1 protein-coding gene is annotated in these 246 nt (G+C 62.2%); it reads left to right on the top strand.

From position 1 onward, the window contains the following. The coding region (gene tnpB / locus GV832_RS21860) for an IS66 family insertion sequence element accessory protein TnpB (RefSeq protein WP_168776946.1) at positions 1-246 on the top strand (246 nt) is incomplete at both ends.

The following is a 246-nucleotide window of genomic DNA, read 5'->3' as shown; positions in this document are numbered from 1 at the left end:
CAAGGACCCGTTCACCGGGACCGTCTTCGTGTTCCGCGCCAAGCAGGCAGACCGTCTGAAGCTTCTGTATTGGGACGGAACAGGGCTGGTGATGGCCTACAAGCGGCTGGAGGATCACGGCTTTACCTGGCCCGCCGTGACGGACGGGTTAATCCTGTTGAGCCATGCGCAGTTCGAGGCGCTGTTTGCCGGATTGGATTGGCGGCGGGTTCGAGCGATCCACACGAAGCCCCCCGAAGACGTGGA

Origin of the sequence: Stagnihabitans tardus, from assembly GCF_009925085.1 — a bacterium.
Classification (GTDB): domain Bacteria; phylum Pseudomonadota; class Alphaproteobacteria; order Rhodobacterales; family Rhodobacteraceae; genus Stagnihabitans; species Stagnihabitans tardus.
The sequence above is the reverse complement of the archived record's forward strand: the minus strand, read 5'-3'. Positions and strand labels throughout refer to the sequence as shown.